The organism is Levilactobacillus muriae (genome assembly GCF_045862015.1).
In the GTDB taxonomy this organism is placed as follows: domain Bacteria; phylum Bacillota; class Bacilli; order Lactobacillales; family Lactobacillaceae; genus Levilactobacillus; species Levilactobacillus muriae.
In genome coordinates, this window is record NZ_BAAFRU010000010.1 from 16,947 (window position 1) to 39,994 (window position 23,048).

At 48.9% G+C, this 23,048-nt stretch carries 20 protein-coding genes; 10 read left to right on the top strand and 10 right to left on the bottom strand.

The window, feature by feature from the left end:
• Nucleotides 1–144 precede the first annotated feature (144 nt).
• The 7 genes from ACKTSF_RS08425 to ACKTSF_RS08455 form a co-directional block, all read right to left on the bottom strand.
• The gene (locus ACKTSF_RS08425; protein WP_407888456.1) at nt 145–924 is read right to left on the bottom strand and encodes a CPBP family intramembrane glutamic endopeptidase; all 780 of its coding nucleotides are present in this window, start codon (nt 922–924) and stop codon (nt 145–147) included.
• A 7-nt stretch (nt 925–931) separates the two neighbouring features.
• A complete protein-coding gene (locus tag ACKTSF_RS08430; protein WP_407888458.1) occupies nt 932–1,897 on the bottom strand; it encodes a cation diffusion facilitator family transporter in 966 nt (321 codons plus the stop codon).
• Between the two features lie 606 nt (nt 1,898–2,503).
• Nucleotides 2,504–4,330 carry an oligopeptide ABC transporter substrate-binding protein gene (locus tag ACKTSF_RS08435; protein WP_407888460.1) on the bottom strand — a complete coding sequence of 609 codons (1,827 nt, stop codon included), beginning with the start codon at nt 4,328–4,330 and terminating at the stop codon, nt 2,504–2,506.
• A 144-nt stretch (nt 4,331–4,474) separates the two neighbouring features.
• Nucleotides 4,475–5,425 (bottom strand): ABC transporter permease, encoded by a 951-nt coding sequence (locus ACKTSF_RS08440; RefSeq protein ID WP_407888462.1) that lies wholly within the window; start codon nt 5,423–5,425, stop codon nt 4,475–4,477.
• Nucleotides 5,426–5,441: 16 nt separating this feature from the next.
• A complete protein-coding gene (locus ACKTSF_RS08445) occupies nt 5,442–6,401 on the bottom strand; it encodes an ABC transporter permease (protein WP_407888464.1) in 960 nt (319 codons plus the stop codon).
• A complete protein-coding gene (locus ACKTSF_RS08450; protein ID WP_407888466.1) occupies nt 6,401–7,375 on the bottom strand; it encodes an ATP-binding cassette domain-containing protein in 975 nt (324 codons plus the stop codon). The genes ACKTSF_RS08445 and ACKTSF_RS08450 overlap by 1 nt, the downstream gene beginning before the upstream one ends.
• Nucleotides 7,372–8,385, bottom strand: a complete 1,014-nt coding sequence (locus ACKTSF_RS08455) for an ABC transporter ATP-binding protein (RefSeq protein ID WP_407888468.1) — start codon at nt 8,383–8,385, stop codon at nt 7,372–7,374. The genes ACKTSF_RS08450 and ACKTSF_RS08455 overlap by 4 nt, the downstream gene beginning before the upstream one ends.
• A gap of 433 nt (nt 8,386–8,818) precedes the next feature.
• Between ACKTSF_RS08455 and ACKTSF_RS08460 the strand changes: the two genes are divergently transcribed.
• From ACKTSF_RS08460 to ACKTSF_RS08495, 8 genes are all read left to right on the top strand, one after another.
• Nucleotides 8,819–9,280, top strand: coding sequence for an RrF2 family transcriptional regulator (locus ACKTSF_RS08460; protein ID WP_407888470.1), 462 nt, complete (start codon nt 8,819–8,821; stop codon nt 9,278–9,280).
• A gap of 600 nt (nt 9,281–9,880) precedes the next feature.
• Nucleotides 9,881–10,894, top strand: coding sequence for a lipoate--protein ligase (lplA, locus tag ACKTSF_RS08465; protein WP_407888472.1), 1,014 nt, complete (start codon nt 9,881–9,883; stop codon nt 10,892–10,894).
• A gap of 135 nt (nt 10,895–11,029) precedes the next feature.
• A complete protein-coding gene (locus ACKTSF_RS08470) occupies nt 11,030–11,455 on the top strand; it encodes a hypothetical protein (protein ID WP_407888474.1) in 426 nt (141 codons plus the stop codon).
• Nucleotides 11,452–11,934 carry a hypothetical protein gene (locus tag ACKTSF_RS08475; protein ID WP_407888476.1) on the top strand — a complete coding sequence of 161 codons (483 nt, stop codon included), beginning with the start codon at nt 11,452–11,454 and terminating at the stop codon, nt 11,932–11,934. The genes ACKTSF_RS08470 and ACKTSF_RS08475 overlap by 4 nt, the downstream gene beginning before the upstream one ends.
• An 817-nt stretch (nt 11,935–12,751) precedes the next feature.
• The gene (locus ACKTSF_RS08480; RefSeq protein ID WP_407888478.1) at nt 12,752–12,874 is read left to right on the top strand and encodes a hypothetical protein; all 123 of its coding nucleotides are present in this window, start codon (nt 12,752–12,754) and stop codon (nt 12,872–12,874) included.
• 116 nt (nt 12,875–12,990) lie between these two features.
• Nucleotides 12,991–13,545, top strand: a complete 555-nt coding sequence (locus ACKTSF_RS08485; protein ID WP_407888479.1) for a TetR/AcrR family transcriptional regulator — start codon at nt 12,991–12,993, stop codon at nt 13,543–13,545.
• Between the two features lie 195 nt (nt 13,546–13,740).
• The gene (locus ACKTSF_RS08490) at nt 13,741–15,540 is read left to right on the top strand and encodes an oleate hydratase (protein ID WP_407888481.1); all 1,800 of its coding nucleotides are present in this window, start codon (nt 13,741–13,743) and stop codon (nt 15,538–15,540) included.
• 740 nt (nt 15,541–16,280) lie between these two features.
• Nucleotides 16,281–17,348: a YdcF family protein gene (locus ACKTSF_RS08495; protein ID WP_407888483.1), complete on the top strand. Its 1,068-nt coding sequence runs from the start codon at nt 16,281–16,283 to the stop codon at nt 17,346–17,348.
• Between the two features lie 530 nt (nt 17,349–17,878).
• Here the strand turns inward: ACKTSF_RS08495 and ACKTSF_RS08500 are convergent.
• The 3 genes from ACKTSF_RS08500 to ACKTSF_RS08510 form a co-directional block, all read right to left on the bottom strand.
• Nucleotides 17,879–18,730 carry an SAM-dependent methyltransferase gene (locus ACKTSF_RS08500; protein WP_407888485.1) on the bottom strand — a complete coding sequence of 284 codons (852 nt, stop codon included), beginning with the start codon at nt 18,728–18,730 and terminating at the stop codon, nt 17,879–17,881.
• A gap of 84 nt (nt 18,731–18,814) precedes the next feature.
• A complete protein-coding gene (locus ACKTSF_RS08505; RefSeq protein ID WP_407888487.1) occupies nt 18,815–19,240 on the bottom strand; it encodes a helix-turn-helix domain-containing protein in 426 nt (141 codons plus the stop codon).
• A gap of 73 nt (nt 19,241–19,313) precedes the next feature.
• Complete coding sequence (locus ACKTSF_RS08510) at nt 19,314–21,122, bottom strand: M3 family oligoendopeptidase (RefSeq protein ID WP_407888489.1); 1,809 nt, start codon at nt 21,120–21,122, stop codon at nt 19,314–19,316.
• A gap of 201 nt (nt 21,123–21,323) precedes the next feature.
• Between ACKTSF_RS08510 and ACKTSF_RS08515 the strand changes: the two genes are divergently transcribed.
• Nucleotides 21,324–22,268 (top strand): alpha/beta hydrolase, encoded by a 945-nt coding sequence (locus ACKTSF_RS08515; RefSeq protein ID WP_407888491.1) that lies wholly within the window; start codon nt 21,324–21,326, stop codon nt 22,266–22,268.
• 85 nt (nt 22,269–22,353) lie between these two features.
• Complete coding sequence (locus tag ACKTSF_RS08520; RefSeq protein ID WP_407888493.1) at nt 22,354–23,046, top strand: YoaK family protein; 693 nt, start codon at nt 22,354–22,356, stop codon at nt 23,044–23,046.
• Nucleotides 23,047–23,048: the final 2 nt, after the last annotated feature.

The following is a 23,048-nucleotide window of genomic DNA, read 5'->3' on the forward strand; positions in this document are numbered from 1 at the left end:
CCCCTTCACGAGACATGATGATACTTTACCTATACTATATCATTTATTGGCGAATGTGTAAGCACTTAATTGCACGTCCCGCAGTGAAAGGACGTGAAAAAGCCGCAATTAAGGGGGTTGATGGATTGTAAAAAAATCTGCCGCTCACAATTGAAAATGCGTGGCGATGTTTTTCCGTTGTTTTGGCCGCAATAACCAGAAGACGGTAGCCAGTTCGACGAGAAATTCAATGGCACTAAAACTGATGGTAAATAGGTTAGGGGCTACCTGAACAACAGATCCCGTTCCAGCTAGAACGATGAAATCATTGGCGAAATGGAGGACAATCGGCCACCATAAGCTGCCCGTCCGTAAGTAAATGGCTGCGTACAGGGTGCCGAGGCCAAAGGTAAAGCCAACTTGATACAGCGTTGTAGGGAGATCTTGCCGGGCGAGATTCATCAGATGAGAGAGCCCAAAGAGTAAGCTACTCCAGAAGACGGCGGGCAGGACATTACTGAATTTGCTCAGGCGAAGGAAACTTTCCAGAATATAACCACGAAAAAGGGTTTCCTCGTAGAGAGCCACGACCGGGGCAACGGCAAGGCCCGTCAGCGTGTGTTGTAGGGATAAGGGACCCCTGAGCGAGACGGAAAGGGTTAAAAAACCGAGGTAGAATAACGGCAGGAGGTTGATGAGCAACTGACGTGGAAAGGATATCCGCGGTCGCCAGAAGAGAGGGGTGTCCAGCCAGAAATGAAGGAGGCCTGCCAATACGAGTAGTGAGAGGCCATCCTCCAGAACATCGCGGGGGTTTAAGTTAAGGTGGCAGGACACCAGTATTCGGCTCATAAGCAACATGAAGCCTAGCATACCGATCCATACGAGGAGCGTGGTGGAAATTGACGTATGTTTTATCTTCATCATCAGGCCAGCTTCTTTCATTACAGAATTAGACGCGATCCCACGGGACGACCATCAAGGCCGTGGCGGCCACGTTGAAACGGCGTTGCATGACACGATCAATCTGACGGGTCATGTCGTAAATTGTGTCAGCTGTCATTTGCGGATCGACGGCGACGGTGACGCTGACCATGATGAGATTGCCATCGTAGTAAGCCTTGAGAAAGACCACCGAACGCACACCAGGAAAGGCGGCAATCTGTTGGCGGTAGCGGTGTTCCAGCTGAGGATCGAAGTAGTCGACGAGGTTCAGACTGCTGGTCCGAAAAATCTTGATTCCCGTGTAGAGAATGTAGCAGCCTAGAATCAGACTGGCTAAGCCATCGAGCCAAGTTGCCCGCAACCAGGCCACACTAATGATAGTCAGGACGGTCACGACGCTGGTCAGCGCGTCTGTCAGGGAATCACGGGCCGCCGCGGTTAGCGCAGTGTTGGCAAGTACTTTGGCCCAATGACGATTGGAGAGCCACAGCCCAGTCAGAAGGATTCCGGAAATCAGTGCGCCAACAACGGCAACGCTTTGTTCCAAGTGATAGGTCGGTCGCTGAATCAAGACGAGCAGAGCCTTGTAGATGATATCGGCGGCAATGATTACCATGACCAGGCCAGCAATCAGCGTGTAAATGGTTTCAAAGCGAAAGCGCGACTGCTGGATGCGGGGACCTAGGGTGACCTGCTCCTCCTTGGAAATGGGGGCACCCCAGAGATCGTCGTCTTTGGTCTTAGCTGCAATGTACAGTCCGGTCATGAGAAGACCAGTGGAAAAGATACCGGAGAGATTATTAAAGGCGTCGGCCTGAAGCACCTGAGAATGCCCAACCTGTGCGCAGAAAAACTCCACGGCGAAGAGACCGAGGTAGATACTGATATTTTCCCAGAGATGGTGGTGAGCGCGGCGCAAGCGATCAACGGCAGCGTGTTGGATTTGATCCCAATGGGGATTGGCAGTGGTCATGGCAATGCATCTCCCATGTAACTAAAAGTAACCCCAGTATCGAACCTAACGGGGATTATCGCCATTCCGACGACTGGGTTGGGGAGGTTGGCTAACGGGTGGCAGGCGCTATAACAGAATAAATATCGGGGAGTATCTCAGTCGAAAAATTTGGCACCTGGTGGTTAGTGTGCCGTGACCTCCGGCGTTATTAAAATACTTATAAAGGCTGATGTGGCGGAGACTTAGTGCTTGGTGCTTACTAGGTATTCGCGTATAGTGGCGAATACAGAAGCTGGAATGAAGAAGGGGAGTTGCTATGGCATGTGAGAGCGATGTCGCATAGAAGTTGCACGTTTGGTGGTGTTGTCCTTAGGGTTAAACCATTCTTAGCCGGAGGAGGCCAGGGATGCAGTCAGTTGTGTCGATGTTGTTAGGTCGGGCATTTGTTCTTTCCCGGTCTTACAATATGGGGTGACCTTGAAGCCCGTACTTTGGCTGAAGGCGGTCCCCATAGCAGACGGAATCGCTGGCAATCGCAGACGGCAGTCTTTAATCTTAAGGACAACAAAAACCGTCGTATCCCGAAGGAAACGACGGTTCCAGTGAAACTAACGGTGTCTCAGCTTACTTCATGCTTGAAGAAGTCAATGACAGGTTAGTCCAGAAGTTGGCGTTAGCAGCGCCCATATCAAAGCCCTTAACTCGCTTGTTGACAGGACCCCAGTTGTAACTGAATGAATCTGGTGCAACGGCAGCTTGTTCGTTCATGTACTTCTGCCATTGCTTGAAGGCCTTGGCACGGTAAGCTTCGTTCCAAGCCTTGCTGTTGTTCATGTTGGCCATCAACTGGGTATTCTTCTTGGAGACGAAGTGACCCATGTTGTAGGTAGCATCTTCACCGTACATTTGCGTAGGGGTAGGTTCGGATGACAAGCCCCAGGCAGCGGCGTAGACGTCAATCTTGCTTTGCTTTGGTGCTTGTAAAGTAGAGTAGAAACTGTTCATTTCCATCGTCTTACCACCGGTAAATTGAACGTTCAAGCCAACCTTGTGCCATTGTTGCAGGTAGTCTTGGTATTCGGCAGCTTGGGCGGAAGTCCCAGTCATGGCACCGAAGTAGATAGTTAGCTTCTTGCCATTAGGATCGGAACGCCACTTGCTACCGTTACGTTTCTTGTAACCGGCGTCAGACAGTAACTTGTCAGCCTTCTTGATGTTCAGAGGGTAACCTTTGGCTGAAGAATCCCAGTACTTGGTGAAGATCGGTGGGATCAAGGTGTTAGCACGCCAAGTAACCCCGTTCCCGAACTTCTTGCTGATGGCATCGAGGTTCAAGGCGTACATCATGGCTTGACGCAAGCTCTTATTTGCCATCTTGCTGTTCTTGTCCATGACGTTCTTTTGCGTCTTCGTGTCGTAGTGACCGACATTAAAGCCAAAGTAGTCGTATGACAAGGCAGGTTGACCCACAATCTTGTAGTTCTTAACACTCTTCAATTGCTTGTAGTCAGTCCCATGCATGACACTGTTAGGCACAGTGAAATCATACTTGTTAGATTGGATGGCTTTGTCGATGTTATTAGAAGAAACCACGTTGATCGAGATGTGCTTGATCTGTGGCGTCTTGCCGTAGTAGTACTTGTTTGGTGACCAAGTCGTGGATTCACCTTCGACAACCTTATCCAACTTGTAAGGACCCGTGAAGAGTGGGTTCTTCCGAATTTGCTTGGATGAAGCTAACTTAGCAATCGACACGTTCTTGATGTAGTTGTAAGGTTCAACGCTACCCCAGATAAAGGAGTTGCCCAAATACTGCATGGCAGGGGTGACCTTGGTTAAGTGAATAACGGCAGTCCGGCCCGTCTGGCCATCGGGGAAGGTAATCCCAGAGATGGTCTTGGCACTACCCGTATGGTAGGCAGACATCCCTTTGATGGCATTGTAGTCTGCAGAGTATTGTTGAGAAGTCGTGTTCTTGTTAGCGATCACTTCGTAAGGGTATTCGATATCTTTAGCAGTTACAGCAGAACCGTTGGACCACTTGGCGTCTTTCCGTAAGGTGATCGTGACGGTCTTAGCCTTCTTATTGATCGTTTGGTTGGCTAAGCCCCCCTTGATAATCTTGAAGTTCTTGTCAGTGTGGAACAGACCGTTAATGTTGCCGGGTTGGTCACCACCAGGTGAGAAGACGTCGGCATCTTCGGAGTTAGTCGACAGAACAGGGTCAGCGATCCCTTGGAATGGCGAGTCATTTGGTTCGGCAAGCTTCAATGTACTGTTCTTTGTCGCAGTCTTGTCGGTTGCCTTGGTGTTCTTATAGGCAGCCTTCAGTTGAACGGAAGCACCACTGGTTCCGCTCTTAGAACTGGATGAACTTTTGCTGGAACATGCTGCGAGACTAACGGTTGCGAGAACCGCCATCGCAGACAATGCGAGCTTTTTCTTATCCATACTATGTTTCCCCCTTGATTTTTAAAATCCTCTAGATGAGACAGGCGGGTAATTCTCCTCAGGATCACTCGTCACGACACTGGGCTGAAAAGGTACTGCTTGAGTGGGCACCATCTCCTCAAATGGGTTATGACTTTTGAAGGACTAGTTGACGGAACCTTGCCGTTGTGATGAATCCGCAGCGCGACGCAGAACTTGGCCAACATAACTAATTGATAAACAAAGAATAATAATCTCGAGTGCGGCCGGTAACCACGTCCACCAGTATTGGGTGATGTTGTTAGGGTCGTTGGCATTGGCAATCATGGTCCCTAAGGAAGGTGTCTGGCTAGGTAGCCCGAATCCCAGGTAGGAAAGCCCGGTTTCAACCCCGATGTTTTCGGCGAAGGACAGGGTACAATCCACGATGATCAACGACGAAATATTCGGCATGATTTCTCTAAAGATGATCTTCCAATGACTGGTTCCGGAAGCTTTGGAGGCGGCCACGTAGTCCTTTTCCGATTCAGCTAAAGTCCGTGATCGAATCAGCCGTGACGTGCCTTCCCAGTAGAAGATGGAGAAGATGAACGTTAAAGTAACGGAGTTGTAGTGCGGGATGATGGTGACCAAGACAATGATCATCATAGTCATTGGTAACATCATCATGAAGTCGTAGACCCGTTGCATGCCCCAATCAATGTACCCGTTGAAGTATCCGGAAATCAGGCCCCAACAGATCCCGAAGGTGGATGAGATCACGGTCAAGCCGATGGCGATCCCAATTGAGTTCCGCGATCCCACAATCAATTGTTTAGCAACTGAGCGGCCGGCGGAATCGGCGCCAAGCCAATAGTCCGCGGTAAAGGGTTGGTTGAAGTAACCCATGATGTTGGTCTCCATCATTTTTGGAGTATTGATGAACAAGGCCCCAATCATAACGAAGAGAATGAAACCGACAATAATAATGAGTGCCGCCATGGCGGGTCTGTCCGCCTTGAATTCACTCCAGATGATTTTAGCCGTCGAAGGGGTGGCTTCCGCCTGAGCCTCTTGCGTCAGCCGGGCTAAATCAGCTGCGGAAATGTCTGAGTGTTGTTCGAAATTTTCTGCCATTCTGTTTTAGCCTCCTTTACTGGATTCGAATTCGTGGATCAACAATGCTGAGAATAATATCTGAGAGTAACGTTCCAATTAGGTTCAAAATCCCGTAAATCAGGACTAATGCGGTAATGACCGTGTAGTCTCGGTAGCTGATGGAGTTCACGAAGAGCAAACCCATCCCGGGATAGGAGAAGACCGTTTCGGTAAAGATCGACCCGTTTAACAGACCGGTGATCGAGTAACCAGCGAAAGCGGCAATTGGAAGTAAGGAATTCCGGAAGATGTGGTGACGGTAGATGTCCTTGCTTGGGACACCCTTAGAACGTGCCGTCCGCACGTAGTCAGAATGCTTGGAATCAATGACTTCGGAACGTAAGTATTGGACAATGTTGACAGTTCCGAACAAGGCACCGAGTAGACCAGGTAACAGAATATGGTAGAAACGCGACCCGAAGGTATGTAGCCAACCGGTTGCGTCCGACGATATTGATCCGGTCGTGGGGAACCAGCCCAGAACGTAACCAAAGATCCAGATTCCGATAACTAAGATAACGAAGAAGGGAATACAGTAGGTGACGTAGGTGTAGACCCGGATAATGGCGTCGGGTAACTTACCTTCATGTCGACCGGCATAGACGCCCATTGGTAAGGCGAAAGCGTAGGTCAGAATCATAGTGAAGAGGGCTAACCATAAGGTGTTGGCGGCCCGGCCACCGATCAGTCGGGTAACGGGTTCCTGATATTGATAACTGTTCCCTAAGTTACCGTGGAACAAGTGGACGACCCAGTTCCAATACTGTTGGTACCAAGGGTCGTACAAGCCGTTGATCTTCATCAAATGGTGAATCTGTGCGGGGTCCGCCTTGGGGTTGATGGAGCCAGTAAATGGGTCACCGGGCATCGCCTTGGCTAAGAGGAAGACCAGAATACTTAGGACAATGACTTCGGGAATCATGATCAAGAAACGCCGTAGAATCGTTTTCCACATTAGGCCTGCACCTCCCCTTCCTGGTTAGCGAGTTGTTGCGCGATATTTTGTGGTAAGGCGACGGCGTGCGTTGGAGTGACCTGCACTAAGGGGTAGGCCGCACCGTTCTCGTCGTAGTACTTACTTTGTTGGTCTTGGTAGACCTGTTCAACGGCTAACCGAGAAGCACGGTGGGCCTCACGGGAGTTGACGTTGGTTTCGGGGATGGCAGCTAAGAGCCGCTTAGTGTAGATGTGGAGGGGATGATTATAAATATCGTCCCGGGTTCCAATCTCGACCAGTCGGCCACGATTCATGATGGCAATGTTGCTGCACATGTGTCGCACGACCCCTAAGTCATGGGAAATAAATAAGTAGGAGATGCCGAATTCCCGTTGAATCTTCTTCATGAAGTTCAACACCTGCGCTTGAACGGAAAGGTCGAGCGCAGAGACGGGTTCATCAGCGATAATCAACTTAGGATTGGTGGCCACCGCACGGGCGACCCCAATTCGTTGCCGTTGGCCACCGGAGAATTGGTGGGGGTACTTGTATAAGGCATCGGCATCCAGCCCAACGATATTTAATAATTGCAAAACGCGTAATTTCTCGTCGTCCTTGCTGAGATGCTCAAAGTTACGGAGTGGCTCGGCGATGATGTCTTCGATTCGCTTTCGCGGATTCAAACTCGATAGGGAATCTTGGAAGATCATCTGAACGTCGTGGTTATAATCCAATTTATGCCGGTTCTCTGCTTTGGTGATGTCGAGACCCTTGTACATGATTGAACCGCTCGTCACTTTTTCCAGACCAACCACGGATTTGCCCGTGGTGGACTTACCAGAGCCGGATTCGCCAACCAGTCCGTAGGTTTCGCCAGCTTCAATGTTGAAGCTGACACCATCCACGGCTCGAACGGAATCAGTGATCCGGTTCCAGAATCCGGAGCGAATCGGGTAGTGGACTTTTAAATCTTTAATTTCGATTAAGCTCATACCGTCACGCTCCCTTGTTCATCTGGAAACTGGAAATGTTTGTAGCAGGTGCAGCGGACTTCGTGGCCCGGTGCTACCTCGTGCATAGTCGGATTTTCTTCATGAGCTTCGGCGGGGACCCAAGGAATTCGGGGAGCGAACCGATCGCCCTTAGCTGGCATCTTTTGTAGGGAAGGTACGTTACCCTTGATGACGTAGAGGTCATCGTTTTCGTTGTCTCGTTGGGGCATTGACCGGAGTAGAGATCGCGTGTAGGGATGCTCAGGGGTGTTGAAGACCTGTTCGGCCGTCCCCTGTTCGACGATTTGGCCGGCATACATGACGGCAACGCGGTCGGCCGTCTCAGCAACGACGCCTAAATCATGGGTAATGAGGATGATGCCCGCGTGGTTTTCCTTTTGAATGTCACGCAGCACGTCCAGAATCTGGGCCTGAATGGTTACGTCCAGCGCCGTGGTGGGTTCGTCGGCGATAATTAAGTCTGGTTTGCAAGCAATCGCGATGGCAATAATGACCCGTTGACGCATCCCACCGGAAAGTTCGTGAGGAAATTGGCGCGCCGTTCGTTGGGGATTGACAATCCCAACTTGGTTTAACAGTTCCATAACGCGGTTGTGCTTGTCTTCAGCGGATAGGTCGGTGTGATAGTCCATGACTTCACTGATTTGGTCTTCAATTCTCTTTAAAGGATTCAAAGCTGATAAAGGATCTTGGAAGATCATCCCGATTTTAGCGCCCCGGAATTGGTTATAACCTTTTTCATCTAACTTGAGGAGGTCGGTGCCTTCAAAGTCTACTTCACCGGAAATTTTAGTCTCTGCCGGATCATGGAGACCCATGATGGTAGTGGCCAGGGTACTTTTACCACAACCTGATTCACCAACGATGGCGAGAATTTCGTCGTGTTGGACCTGGAGGTTAATGTGGGAGATGGCGTCGTAGTACTGGCCATTAATCTTGAAAGCCGTGCTGACGTCCTTAATGTTTAGAAAGTTTGATGCGGTTTCCACGGAAATCCCTCCCAATGTTCTAATCTACCTCTCATTTGTAGATGAAGCCCGATGAATAAACGCATTTGCGTATTCAATTTGCTCCTGAACAATAATTGTTTTTGATTATAGTTAATCAAATTCTCATTTACAACCCCTTAATTCTTAAAAGTGGTCATAATTTATTCATAAAATCCTCATAAACTTTGTTATATCAATCTTCGCAGATAACTAATAAAATGATAAAAAATTTAACCTAATTGTTGTAAGTTGGGCAATTTGCTTGCTAAACCAATGATTAACAGGGCTGATGTATACAAGCTTTTGAAAAAATATGCATGTATATTCGAGATGAGAATTTGCTCATGGATTGCCGGAGAACGACGTGTTACGTCACGGAATGTGGTATGATACCAGTATTAATTACAGACTTTTTGAAAGCGATGGCTAGACGATGAGATTAGACTTTTCCGTTGCCGTGCACAGCTTGCTCTATCTGGATGAGAATCGTCCCCGGAAGATTGCGAGCCGCGAACTGGCAACGTCACTACAACTAAATGCGGTGATGATCCGCAACATCCTCTCCGTGTTGCACAAGCAAGGTTACATTGAGGGTTCCGTTGGGAAAAATGGCGGGTACCAATTAATTCGGAGCCTTGATGAAATCAACGTGGGGGAGCTTTATGACCTGACGATTCCACCGACAATTAGCTACGCGCGTTTCATTACGGGCGATTCTAAGGGCACGAAGGCCACAGACACGACCGATATTTCCGCCAACATTTCGCAAACGCTGACTGATCTATTCACGTTAGCTGATGAGGATTATCGGAAGTTCTATCATCGATTCACGATGACCGACCTCAAGCAGGACCTTCACGACCACGGTTATTTTCAACGTCTACTTAACGACTAGTTTATGAGCTAAATCCTACTAAACTTTAGTTAGCGGCGTTATAATAGAGGTACAAATTCGAATGGTGACTAAGGCCATCATTAATAACAGTCATAACCGCCAGAGGTGAACTCTGACGGGGGCTGGATCCACCCGCAGTTGATTGCGAGTGGATCTTTTTTGTTAAAAGAGTGCGGAACAAAGCGATTAGCTGGCGAGCATTAACGTCGCTAAGTTGAAAATCCCGGGCCTGGATTTTTGGCTTAGCGGGGTTAAGCACAACCAGCTGCTTTGTGGAGCACGTTTCGGCAATGTGAAATTAAGGAGAAAATCCTCGAACCAGTCTGTCCGCAAACGGGTGAGCACCACAAAGAGATAGTTAAGCCACTATCCAAATGACGATCACCAAGCCCACGACATTTCTACAATTTTCAGGAAACCCTATAAATCCCAGTACTTCCCAGTCCCTACGCCATTTCCACCATCCCAAGCGGGGGCAGTTTGCACACTCTTTTCCATTATATTGGTGCTAAATTGTAATCGGTTCCAATGCGTGCTATCATTTATCATAGTCGGGGTCGTTACCCGGCGGTTGGTTAATTCGAAAGGGGTTTTTGAGTTATGTATTGGTATGCCATGAAATCACATGATATTCGTCACAACTTAGCAACCGAACAGTACTTAATGAACAATAAGAAGTTCGATGAACCACTGGTTTTGTTCTACTACGAAGGACCTTGCATCATCGTTGGTCGGAACCAAAACACGTTGGAAGAAATCAATCAAAAATACGTGGAGGAAAATGACATCACGGTCACTCGTCGGTTATCGGGTGGTGGTGCGGTCTATCAAGATCTCGGTAATCTTTGCTTTAGCTTCGTGGTTGATAGCGACAGTGAAGAATTTGGCGATTTCAAATCCTTCGTCCAACCCATTGTGGATGCGCTGCATGCCATGGGCGCCAAAACGGCAGAAGTCTCTGGTCGAAACGATATCTTAGTTGACGGCAAGAAGTTCTCTGGAAACGCGATGTATTCACACAGTGGCAAGACATTCTCTCACGGGACGTTGATGCTTGACGTGGATCAAGATGTGATTGCCCACACGTTAAACGTGCCAGAAGACAAGATGAAGTCGAAGGGGATCAAGTCCGTTCGCTCACGGGTCACGAATTTAAAGCCTTACTTAGCACCAGAATATCAAAACCTGACCGTGCCCGAATTCAGAGACACCTTGCTGAAAGAACTGTTCCATGTGGACAGTCTCGATGCCATTGCGGACAAGGAAGTTCAGATTGCCGACAGCGAACAGGCCTCTATTGATGAAATCTTTAACGAGTACTACGCCAACTGGGACTGGGTCTATGGCAATTCTCCAGAATTTACGGTCAAGAAGCGTCAACACTTCACAGCCGGGACCGTTGATGCCCGGTTGTTGGTCGACAACGGAAAGATTGAAAATATTAAATTCTACGGGGATTTCTTTGGGCCAAGTGATGTCACGGAATTGGCGGATCAGCTCAAGGGCGTGCGGTACGATCGTGAGCACGTGGGCGCTGTTTTGAACAGCGTCAACACCCAGTTGTACTTCAACGGGATCGATACGAAAGATGTCCTGGACTTATTAGTCGATTAATTATCGTCTAAGATTGGTAGATTTGCTGATTTTATAGGTCAGATACGTTAGAATAGAAAATGAAATTGACGAAAGCGTGGTCGATTGTGGCCACGTTTTTAATTACTGAGCACTTATTGAGGAGTTTAATTCTAAATGAAAGATCGTAACGTGATTGCCTGGGCCATCATCTCGATGTTTGGTTTCCTGGTTATTAATTTTCTGATGTCCCGGACGTTTGTCGGCTTGACCACGTCCATGAGTGAATTTTGGCGGTCCACCTTCTTGGCTTTCGGCCTTTATGCGGTGACCATTGTGTTGGCAGCATTGGATTGGAAGCCATCGTTTTACCTGATGGGACTCGTCATTGCGCTCTATACTTTGTCGCTGATCAGTGTGCTGGTCACGATGTGGAGCTATGATAAGGCAACCTTCATGATTCGGGTGCTGATGTCGGCAGGGAGCATCGCTGTCATGGCGGCCAACGCCTACTGGCTGGTTCTGGCGCTACGATTGCGGAAGCGCGAGCGAGATAAGCGTGATCGGGATAGATTTCAGCATCAAAAAGAGGTGGGTAAATGAAGCGAGAAGTACAGACGTTTATTGACGCGGTAGCAGATGATAAACTGGAACATTTCACAGCGGAAACCACGCAAGCGAAGTTCTTTGCGGATCCAGATAGCGTCATGGCCCCGTTGGCGGACTTTATCCGGCAACAGATCAGTGCGGACCAGTTAGCACAGGCTGAGTTAAACGTGACCGATACGGAAGTTTCCGTGCGGTTGGAACTGAGCGTCATCAACCTGCCATTGCAGGATACCAAGACCATTGGTAAAATCATGGAAACGGATGAAGAGCGTGAACTCAACGTCTACGCAGTGATTGAAACGCCAGACATCAACGTTTCCGGCTTGCGGATCGATGCGTTGGCACCGGCTACAACCTACGTTGATCAGGCAGCTACGGCCGATCAAAGTCTCCATGACTGGTTAGGCTTGCAGATTGAAAAGCTCCAAGCCGTCGCAACCAATAAAGAAGAAACCGATGTAAAAAAGAAATAGGCTTGCGTTGGGACAATGGCTGTGGTACTATTGTTCTTATGCGATGAGTCGAGAAATCACGCGTTCCTTGCTTGCAAGGGGCGTCCGCACATGCGGCTAGGTGAATTTGTCAGCAGGGCACATATGTCACCGAATTGTGACGTGTCTGATTTTGAGGGAATGTGGATTCCGAGATAAATCCATTCGTTTCGACGAATGCTGTGTGAAAAACGTCTGATTGGCCTTTGGCCGGTTGGACGTTTTTTTTATGATAATTTTGAGGGTCACCACGAAGAATCAGTGCATGAATGGCAATATGAGGTCACTTATTCAAGGCGTCGTAAATGGCCTGGCAGATAATTCCGTCATTCAAAAAAGTTAGCCGCCTTTACAAGGGTCGTAACGTGATTACGGTGAGACTCATTGATAATGAAAACGCTTAAAATGAATATCTTTAGAAAGTATTTAGAAATGAATAGTTTCAAATAGTGAAACATCTCTTCTATAATATGAGCCGGTATCCTAAACGAGTACGAGTGATAAACTATCCATACGCTCAAATGTGTGGTGCGTCTAAATATCATTTTAATGTTATAGTTAATACATAGAAAAAGCTAATGAAGAAACGCAATGGAGGAGAAAAATAATTTCAAATAAATGGTATAAGGGTTTGCTGGTTTTAGTGATAACAATGGGCATTGGCCTGACTTGGCATCTAGATGTCTCAAAGCGTGGTGTTAACGGTTATTCTGTAGAAACGAGTACTGCGGTTGAGGTGTTTGCGGATAGTCTGGAGGAACCGTCTAATTCGCAACCAATAAATCGTGGACAGTTAAAGATGGCACTCAAAACGGTCAAATCAGTTCGTGCAAAGACGATGATTCGCCGGTATGAAAATGTTTGTTTGACCAAGGTTGTCAAATCTTACCAGAAGGGTGCCAGCGCAACATTGCGGTCGTAAAGTGACCTGCAATGGCTTTTTTACGTACTGATGGGTAACGGTTATTAGCAATAACTGACGGCCATTGTTCCTATCGGCCAATCATTATATACTAGCCTTGTGAGGGGCGATGACCTATGGGAAAGAATACCAAGCAACAGCTTTCGGCGGCGCTGGTGACTCAGTTGCAACGGACGCCGGTCGATAAGATTACGATCAAATCAATCGTTGATGCCTGTGATCTAACACGGCAGACCTTTTATAATCATTTCAGTGACATCTATGAACTGGTTGAGTGGACGGCCAAGGAGGCTACGGCTGAGTCACTCAAGAACGTCGCAGATTATGACAATTGGCAGCACGGCTTCTACAACGTGATGGTGACCATCAAGGCCAACCGCTACCTGGTAGAGAACACCTATCAGTCGGCGTACCGTGACTTGCTAGAGAAATACATCTATACAGTGCTCTACCAATACATCTTAGCCGTCGTTGAGCGCCAAGCAGTGGGCATGCAGGTGGCGCAGAAACACAAGGATTTCATTGCGCATTTCTACAGTCTGGCGTTCATTGCGTTGATCTTCGAATGGGTCAAGGACGGGCTCAAAGAGGATCCTCGTGACATCGTTGAACAGACCGGCGTGTTGATTCAGGGGGACTTTAAAAAGGCGTTACATAAATACGCGGAGTAGGCGATTAGCACGCCAGCTGCCGATCTGCGAGGTCGTCGATAATTTATCAAATGGCGGATGTGACCGAATTGGATTTTACACTTCCAGCGAGCTGTCAAAATTTTGACAACCCGCTTTTTCTGTCAATTGTTTCCGCTTTCTTCTGGCCGTATCGTGGAGACAAGCAAGAAATCCAAAACGAAGAAGGTCATCTCCATGAATATCTATCAAACGATGTATCGGCCGCTAAAACCGGCTGGGATTGACGATCGACGTGCAAATATTGTTGGTGGTGGGATTGCTGGATTGGCAACAGCAGCATTTCTGATTGATGATGCGCAAATGCCAGCGCGTAACATTACCATTTTTGAGAAGAAGCCCGTTATGGGGGGCTCGATGGACGGAACCAAGGACAGTCAAGGTTACCTGTGTCGGGCTGAACGTGAGTTGGAACCCTACATGGAATGTCTGTGGTACCTCTGCAGTAAGATTCCATCGTTGGAAAATCCAGGCCGGACGGTGTTGGATGACGTGGTTGACTTCAACCGTGACGAACCAATTCACAGTGAAGCACGGGTCATTATTAATCAAGGTGAGATCGACAGCCATTATCATGATTATAAATTAAAACCGGAATACGCAGCGGCTATGCAACTGATCGTGAACTCGACGGAAGAGGAGTTGGCCGACAAACGGTTGGATGAATTCTTCGATCCTGAATTTTTCCGTACCAACTTCTGGACTTGCTTCCACAGCCAATTGGCCTTCAAGCACTATCACAGTGCTATCGAATGTCGCCGGTACTGGCAACGGTTCACCTTTATTTCCCGGCACGAATACTTAGAGGGCTTCGTTCACACGAAGTACAACGAATACGACGCCATCATCTTACCAATCGAACGTTGGTTGATCGACCAGGGTGTTCACTTTGAAAATAACTTTAACGTGACCGACCTGGGCTTCTCCGATGCCAACAACACGGTCAACGAAATTATTGCGACCCGCGACGGTAGTAACGCCAACGTGCATGTGAACCGGCAGGACTTGGTGTTCGTCACGACGGGGTCTATCAGTGAAAACAGTACCTTCGGCGACAACCATACCGTGGCGCCGACGAACCGGGATACCGAGGATATGGGAACCTTCACCATTTGGCAGAATTTAGCAAAGAAGGACGCCAAATTCGGGCATCCCGAGAAGTTCCTGGGTCAAATCGACAAGACCAAGTGGATCTCGTTCTTCCCAACGGTTAAGGATTACCCTGAATTCTTCAAGCGAATCGAAGAGATGTCTGGCAGTCCAGCTGGTACCGGTGGTCTGATGACGTTCAAGGATTCCAACTGGGACATGTCCTTTGAAATCCACCACAAGCCATTCTTCCCATACCAAGCGGATGACGAAGAAGTCGGCTGGGGCTATGGCCTGTATGGTGAAAATGAAGGAAACTACATCAAGAAACGGATGTGGGACTGTACCGGGGATGAAATCCTGACGGAACTGCTCTATCATCTGGGAATGCTCGACATCAAGGATGAAGTTCTCGCCCACACCTACATGTCGACGGCCATGATGCCATACTGTACCAGTCAGTTCATGCCACGGAAGGCGGGCGACCGTCCGCTGGGCGTGCCGGCTGGATGCACCAACCTGGGCCTGTTAGGGCAGTTTGTGGAAATCGACGATGACGTGGTCTTCACGGTAGAAACTTCCGTACGGACCGGGTTAGAAGCCGTTTATCAACTGCTGAACTTCGACAAGAAGCCACTGGAAGTCAACCCCTCGCGTTACGACATCCGGTACCTCTTGGAACGGCTCAAGCGGTTCCAGGGCATCCATGGCGATGTGACGGTAGCCGACTTGCCACAGGTTGATCCGGCAGAGTTGCCCACTCTGACGGAGAAGCTCCTGAAGGTCGTCAACGCCGTACCGCCGTACTACCAGATGTATCTTGGCCGTGACCAGACAATCCCCCAAAAGGCCGCGGTGCTCCATCCCAAGGCACCACACAGCAAATAATCGACCCTTTACCCCCGTAGATCCTGTGTGGTGTTCACGAAAAGGCTGCCGTTATGGCGGCCTTTTTTGCGTTGTTCAGTGGTCAAAATAAAGCTTAGTCGTATCCCGATATGGGGCGAAATTGACGGACAACGCAAGTGGATTTAAGCGGCAAGTTCAGTCGTAAAATTCAGATGGTTTGCGTAGTATACGGGACTACCGGAAGTTTGGCTAGCCCCTTAAAACAAGGATATTTATAAAAGGACGGTGCACGACTGGCGCTATTGGTTTTCGCATTTTCAAAAGAATTTTCGCAGGTGATCAATTCTGATAATGGCCACCTGACACCGTATGAGTCCTTATTTGCATCGTCTATAAACAGTGTTGAGGGGGATTTTGGATGAACAAAGCCTCCAGGCGTTGGAGTTTAAAACGCCGGAGGAACCAATATTTACGGTGTTAATGGCGAATTGGAGCTATCTCGTGGCATATCTGATTAGTTTTCTATTTATTATTTTGTATGGGTGTACACCTTGTCGAAAATATTAGGTGCTAGGAGACAGAAATTCATAGGCACCAAAAGTCTGTCACCAAGAAAGCTCAAAGCAATGGGGTGTGGTTTTCGCAAGTGTCCGTTTTTAAACGGGCGTGGTTGACAACGAATAGACACTAAAAGACCCATCAAAATATGCAGATGGGGTTTTTGGCGCAATTGGCTGCACGTGGTATCCTAAACTTATCAAGTGTTTTGGAGGAGTCTCATGCAAGATGAATTATTTAATATCCCCCCAGTTGTTTACTGGGGCTGGTTGGTACCGCTCTTTTTTGGTGCTATCTTCGTTACCTGTTATGCTATTGAGAAACGGCGACTGAGTAATGGTCTTTGGTTCTCACTATTTTTCTACAGCACCATGGTCATGCTGGCCGTCTCGATTATGGGGTATGGCAACAAGCTCCTGTTCGGCTTTAGCTTGATTGCCTTCATCGGGGTGATTCTGCTGATTGGGTTGGCGTTTGCGCTGCAAGCCTTCCTCTTGCTGTGGAATGCGTGGATCGTCTGGCGGCGCGAAAGCCATACGCTGGCCAACATGCTGACGTTGTTTCTAGGCATCGCAATTCTGCTGGCACCGTTTATCATGCGGTTGACCTCGCTTTATCTACCGTTGCCGATCGCCACATTTGTTAATTTATTTCCTGGTATGATCATTTTCTACGTGCTCTTCTGGTTCTATAATTACTTAACGATGCTGGTGATTTATCAGTTCAACCATCCCCGTTATCGGCAGGATTATCTGATCGTCTTGGGGGCGGGTCTGTTAAATGGGGATGAGGTCTCCCCACTACTGGGTCAACGGATCGACCGCGCTTTGAAATTTTACCGCAAGCAAGTTCGTAAGATTGGCCAGGGACCCGTCATCATCTTTTCCGGGGGTCAAGGTGCTGATGAAACGGTGCCGGAGGGTGTGGCCATGCGGCAGTATGCCATTGACCACGGATTACCGCCCGAACAGGCGATTGCCGAAGACCAGTCGAAAACAACCTATGAGAACATGGTCTTTTCCAAGAAGATCATTGATGACCGGAGCACCGTTCAGCCAAGGGTAACCTTTGTGACCAACGGCTACCACACCTTTCGCGCGGGGATGATTGCCCGTAAAGCCGGTATAAAAGCTAACGGAATTGGCGCCCACACGGCGAAGTTCTTCCTGCCCAACGCTATTATCCGTGAATACATCGCCATTTTCGCTGGCAATAAACGTTGGCACGCCATCGCCATTGGTCTGATGTTTGTGTTGAGTCTGGTTCTGGTTTGGGCGGAATATCGATAAAATTATGCGGCAAATTAGCTGCAGATTTGAACGAATATGAATTGATGCAGAAAAAAGCGGCTGCTGTTGAATTAATCCAAATGATGGAAAAGGCCCGACAAGGAAAAGCGTACACTTTGGCAGACATTAAGAAGAAATTTTAGGAGATTGGAATATGCCTTAGTAATCCTCGCAGATGTTAGAAAAGATCGAGATTTTTCTAAAAAGAAAGTTAGCATTGCGCGAATTCTTGATAAGCGCCAAAATATTTTGAAAGTATTATACGACTATTTTGAGTCATGAAAAGGTGCGTCAACCATTTTTGGCTGACGCACCTTTTTAGTTACTCATCACGATGGGCCTGATAACTTGCAAACACCGCATAACCTAACGCGATGGCCAGTAAAGTTCCCAAACCGTAAAATAAGATATTCCCCAGTGCTACCATAAATGGTGCCCTCCCTATGTCGGTTAACCTCTAATATAATAGCAAAAGGTTAATATCAGGTAAACCGGTAGCGACTAGTTTGTTAATTTGTCATATTCGGGTGCTATTTCACGAGGTAAACGTGATCCTTGACCAAATCAATCGGTGTGAAGTGGTGGTTCAATGCACGGGTAGCTTTGTTTTCCAGGAGTTCGGCATGATTCCAGAAGTCTTCGGAGCCGGTTGCACCATGGGGTTCGCCAATGACAACGAAGTCCACGTTCTTGTTGGCGGCACGGATGGCTTGCAGCAGCTCCCAATCTAAGGGTAAGCCATCTGGGGACCAGGACATGACGACCACACCGATGTCATCCTGATACTTTTCCCAGGCAGCAACGGCGGCTAGCGGCTCGATGGCCGTCAAGGGATGCCGACCGGTCTCATTTTCGCTAGTCCACGCCTGACTATCCGTGGCGTAGACCGTCTTGTGGGCGTCGCGGAGGCCTTTAGAAATGTAGCCGTTACCGGCCATTACTTCCAGCACGGCACGATCCCCCACGAACTTGGCGAGGTCGGCCACAAACGGGGCGGACGTGTAGGCCCACATCCCGTAGTGAGTCTCCAAGTAATCACGGAAGGACCGCAAGTCGTGGTCCAAGTCGGGCAGAGCGGCAGTTAGCTGGTTCCAGAGCTTATCTCCGGTCGCATCGCCAGCAGGATATTTTTCGCCTAGTTTCTTGAAAATCTGGTCCTGAACATCATCAGGTAGCTGAAGGAGGGGCACTTGTTGTGGCAGGTCACCGGCGGCCAGCATCCGGTCGGCCAGCAGAATGTTACTGATTAAAATCTTAATGGCTGGGAAGTCATTGAATTGCTGATAATAGTCCGTCATCCGTGCGATATAGGTAGTTTTCCGCTGTGTTAAGGGTTGGTGACGAATCTTTTTCTTGAGCTTTTTGAGTTTTTTAGGATTCAAGGGAGAGGGTCCTTTCGAAAGTGAATTTTTATTTTTAATGAGCAATAAAAAGTCGACCGGCGAGAACCGGCCGACTCATCGTAGTTAATGGTCGTCTAAATGCAGATCCAATTCTTCCTGTTGATTGGTATCCTGCGGCGTGACCCGGTTCTCCCGGCCGTGTAGATAGCCATCGATCAATTGGTAGATTTCATAGCGATCGCGCCCGTTCAACAATTCTCGGTTGAAGCTGAGTTGCTTACCAGATAGGAATAACCGTCCAAGATCGTACTCGTCACGTTCAGCCTTGCCAGTCAAGTAGTCCATGGTGACGTCGAAGTATTCCGCGAGCTTACGAACCTCGATAAATGAAGGCGTCCGAATACCGCGCTCCCAATTGCCAATCTGCGAAGCTGTATTCTTGGAATGGTCATCCGGCCCCACGGACTGTTGTTCGTTTAAGCCTGTTGCTAATTGTTCCAATGTAATGTGTTGACCGCGCCGTAAAGCCCGAAGTCGTTCAGAAAACATTCAACTCACCCGTTTCTTTCGATAGTCTTTATGCTTATTATACCACTTAGCGTTGCTTTTAACCGAAAGTTGACTATTTCACCAGTGAATCGGTTAGCCGCATAAATTCTGCGACGTCTTGCTTAATTAATTTGACGCCAGCCAACCAGAAGTCTGGCTTGGTCAGGTCGACACCGAGGTGTTTTTGTGCCAACTCTTCGGTAGACATGTTCGCCGTGTCCCGGAGTAAGGCGATGTAGCTGTCTTCGAAATCGCCTTCTTGCTGTGCCTTGGCGTAGATGCCTAGACTGAATAGGTAACCGAAGACGTAGGGGAAGTTGTAGAAGGCAGGCTCGTCGATGTAGAAGTGAAGCTTGCTGGCCCACAGGTGGGGGGAGTAAGTTGACAGGTCGTGACCGAAGGCTTCCTTCTGAGCATTTAGCATCAACTCGTTGAGTTCAGCTGGGGTGACCAGTTTCTTCTGGCGGAGTTGGTAGAAATGCGTTTCAAAGAGGAACCGCGCGCGAATATTCAAGAACATTGCCAGGGGATTGTCCATCTTAGCGTTGATCAGCGTAATTTTCTCTGCGTCGGTTTTAGCCGCTTTCACGTTGGCGTCAGCCACAATCAGTTCACCAAAGGTCGAGGCCGTTTCCGCCACGTTCATAGCATAATCTTGCCGTAACTGAGGCAGGTCTTCCATGACGCTAGAGTGAAAGGCATGGCCCAACTCGTGCGCCAGCGTGGAGACGTCATTTGGCGAGCCGGTGAAGGTCATAAAGATTCGTGATTCATGGGTCTCCGGTGCACTTTCCATCCATCCGCCCGGTGCCTTGCCAGCGCGGTCTTCGGCTTCAATCCAGCGATTTTCGAATGCGCGTTGGGCGAGGGCTGCCATCTTTGGGGAGAACTCACCGTAGTGTTTGACAATAAAGGCCGCAGCTTCGTCGTAAGTGAAGTGGTGAAGTTGACTACCAGGGAGAGTCAGAGGTGCTTCCACGTCCTGCCAACCGGCGTGCTTCTTACCTAGCAGCGCCGCCTTACGATCGAGATAGTCGAGGAGAAATTGCTTGTTGTCATCGACGACTTGCCAAATGGTGTTCAGGGTTTCGGCACTCAACCGGTTGTCTTTTAATGGTTCGCGCAAAAAATCAGTGGTTCCGTGAGCGGCGTACTCGGTCAACCGGAAGCCGGCCAAATGGTTCAGTGTGTCGGCGAAGAGTTGCTCTTTATCCGTCCAAGCTTGTTCCCACACGGGTAAGAGGTCGGCCCGGTACTGTGGGTCGGCGTTTCCCAGCAGGTTATTGTCGGCTTGCCCGGCAGATAATGTGACGGGGTTGTCGTTTGCATCATGGAAGGGCACGGTGACCGTGGCAACCAGGGAATCGTAGTGAGAGCTCCAGGCGGCCTTGCCATCGAGGTTAAGGCGGCTGATGAGAGCCTCGGTCTTATCATCCAGCAGTTCCTTACCATCTTCGCGCATTTCCTTTAAGTTGAAAGCGATCGGTTTAAGATTGGGTTGGGCTAACATCTCGGCAAAGTTAACGTCGGGGACTTGAACTAAAACTTTTTTGAGCTTGCCACTGACGTTATCGGCTTGAGTGCTGAGATCCCGTAGTTGGGCTTCCATTGGGGCCACATCGGGATTGTTGACGTCTGCGGAACCCACGGCAGTGATAAAGATGCCCGCCTGGCCGATGCCAGTAGCGATCGTCTGAAGCTGGGTGATTAGCTTTAGAAATTGCTGATAGTGGGGGGCGTCACTGGCCGCATCCCAGCGATCCAGGAGATCGCCGAGGGTCGCGATGGCCGTCTTGATCTCCATTAGTTTTGTCTGTAGCTGGGCGGAATTGATACCGCCACTAAAGAGTGAATCGAGATCCCAATTCAAAGAATATTTCATAAGCAGGCCCTCCTAGGCAATGGCTTAACAAATTTAAGCGGATGTAAAATGCTGAAATTGCATATAAACGGCGCATGTTGTGCCTATTATAGCAAACTTCATATCAATTGCGCTGGCAGAAAGAACTCCGTATACTAACGGAAGAGAGAAATTGCGCGTAGCCCGAACGTGGTGGGCGCAGAGAATTGGGAGGCAACAATTGTGAGTAAGCGAAAAAAATGGGGATTGATCAGTGTCGGCGTAATCGTCGTGCTGATTGCTGGGGGCTTGCTGGGTGCAAGTCTGTACTTCTACAACATGACGGTGGCTAGCGGTAAGAAGTCATTTGTCGCGACTGGGACAACGCTGAAGAAGAGTGATCCCATGTATAGTCAGAAGAAGTGGTATCAGGATGTGAAGAAGCAACGGTGGACGGAGAAAGCTGCCGGCGCGAATTTGAAATTAGTTGCGGACTATATTCCGGCGGCCAAGGCTACCAAGAAGACAGTAGTGCTGGTCCACGGCTTCGGTTCCAACAAGGAGGCCATGGGTGGCTACGTGGCCATGTTCCATCAACTGGGCTACAATACGCTAATTCCGGATACCCGTGGCCAGGGGCAGAGCCAGGGGAAGGTCATCAGTTATGGTTATTATGAGAGTAAAGATTATTTAAAATGGGTCAACCAGGTTATTGCCAAGCAGGGAAAACAGTCACAGGTCGTCCTGTTTGGGGTCTCCATGGGGGGTGCGACGACGATGATGACTAGCGGCCTGAAGACGCCGAGTCAGTTGAAGGCCTACATTGAAGATTGTGGGTACACCGATGCGCAAGCGGAGATCACCTACCAGGCTAAGCAGATGTACAACATTCCCTATTGGCCGTTGGTGCCCCTGACCAGCACGGTAGCGAGAGTCAAAGCCGGCTTCCATTTTAAGGATGCCAACGCCGTAGCCGCGGTCAAGAAGAACCACAAACCAATGCTATTTATCCATGGTGGGGCGGATACGTTCGTGCCGACACGGATGGTTTACCAAGTCTATCGGGCCGATAACGGGCCCAAACAGTTGCTAATTGTGCCCGGTGCAAAACATGCGGCGGCACTCTCTCATAGTCCAGTCGTATACGAACGTAAGGTTAAGGCATTTTTGGCGGAATATATTAAATAATTGGTTTTAGTGAAAAGATAGATGGTCTGACAGTCTTTAAAAATGAGATGACGTCAATTATTCAGCACGAAAGGTGGCGGTTCACATGGAAATGAAGACGACACGGCAATTTCGTCCAGTGACCGACACTGTGCTGGGGTTGGGTGCCACGCTCCTGATGGGCGCCATCGATGCAGACACCTTTCTCAAGCACGGTGAGGTCCTGGTCAGTGCACAGACGGGAAATTTGATCGTGGGTGTGGTTAAGTTGGTCACGGCTGGCTGGCAGGCCGCGTGGGTCAACGGATTTGTTTGGATTGGCTATTTTCTCGGATGTTTTGTAGCACAGGGGTTGAGTGAACACGTGGGTAAGCATGATCATCGCCGGCAGATGCGGTGGCTGATGCTGATTGACGTGGTGGCTTACGCCGTGTTGGCCGGACTACAGGGGGATTTACCCGAACAGTGGTTACTATTTTTCCTGGGGATCATGGCTGGTTTTGAGCTGACCATCTTCCGGCAGGTCGGTGGAATTGCCATCAATAATGGGATCATGACTGGGAATACGAAAAATATGGCAACGAGTGCCTACCAAGCGTTGATCGATGGCAATCAGGCCGCTCGCAAACGTTTTTTCCGATTCATTATGGTCCTACTGACATTTCTGATTGGGTGTGCCGTAGGCGTTTGGCTCGCGAATTTGGCGGCACTTGACGTCTTATGGGTCGCGAGTGGGTTCAAGCTGGCTCTACTGTGCTGGCTGTTCGTGCCGATAGCGATGGAAAAACCACGTACGTGAAC